1 protein-coding gene is annotated in these 989 nt (G+C 69.1%); it reads left to right on the plus strand.

Translation table 11 applies throughout. The features are described from left to right. Positions 1–126 precede the first annotated feature (126 nt). Entirely contained in the window at positions 127–921 is a 795-nt protein-coding gene (locus tag QMX96_RS26685) for an SDR family oxidoreductase (RefSeq protein WP_043860986.1), read from the plus strand. Positions 922–989: the final 68 nt, after the last annotated feature.

Raw genomic sequence — 989 nt, forward strand, 5'->3', positions numbered from 1 at the left:
GCCCAGGCCAGCGCTGAACTCGATCGAGGGCAGCGGTCAAAGCACCCATGAGGCCTGCGCCGGCCGTGCCCCGGCACGGCCGGCGCCGTGCCGGGGTTCACATGTCATCCAGAAAAGGACGCAGGTATGAATATTTCCTTGCACGGCAAGCGTGCGATCGTCAGCGGCTCCACCGCCGGTATCGGCTTTGCCATTGCCCACGGGCTGGCCGAGGCCGGTGCCGAGGTGGTGGTCAACGGGCGCACCAAGGCCCGTGTCACGCGCGCCGTCGAACAGATCCAGCGCAAGTTGCCGGGGGCCAAGGTCAAGGGCATTGCGGCCGACCTGGGCACGGCCGAGGGGGCGGACATCCTGTTTGCCAAGGAGCCGGAAACCGACATCCTGGTCAACAACCTGGGCATCTTCGAGCCCAAGGGCTTCTTCGAGATCAGCGACGAGGACTGGCAGCGCTTCTTCGAGGTCAACGTGATGAGCGCGGTGCGCCTGTCGCGCCATTACGCCAAGGGCATGGCCACGCGCGAGTGGGGCCGGGTGCTGTTCCTGTCGAGTGAATCGGCGCTGCAGATCCCGACCGAGATGGTGCACTACGGCACCACCAAGACCGCTCTGCTGGCGATTTCCCGCGGGCTGGCCGAGACCCTGGCCGGTACCGGCGTGACCGTCAATGCGGTGCTGCCGGGCCCGACCCGCTCCGAAGGCGTGGGCGGCTACTTCAGCCAGATGGCCAGGGAGCAGGGGGTGGACAGCGAGACGCTGGAGGCCCGGTTCATAGCCGAGCACCGTCCCAGCTCGGTCATCAAGCGCCTGGCCACGGTCGAGGAGGTCGCCAACATGGTGGTCTACCTGGCCTCGCGCCAGGCCAGCGCCACCACCGGCGCAGCCCTGCGCGTGGATGGCGGCGTGGTTCGTTCCATCGCCTGATGCACCCTGCCGCGCCCCGGCGGCGCGCGCCGCCCCCCGCCCCCGTAACCCCCCCAACCACCCCCCCC

The organism is Pseudomonas sp. PS01300 (genome assembly GCF_029960155.1).
GTDB classification, from domain to species: Bacteria; Pseudomonadota; Gammaproteobacteria; order Pseudomonadales; family Pseudomonadaceae; genus Aquipseudomonas; species Aquipseudomonas palmensis.

Excerpts from the sequence above, each read along its gene's own strand:
- QMX96_RS26685 (WP_043860986.1), top strand. The coding sequence starts at position 127 with ATGAATATTTCCTTGCACGGCAAGCGTGCGATCGTCAGCGGCTCCACC.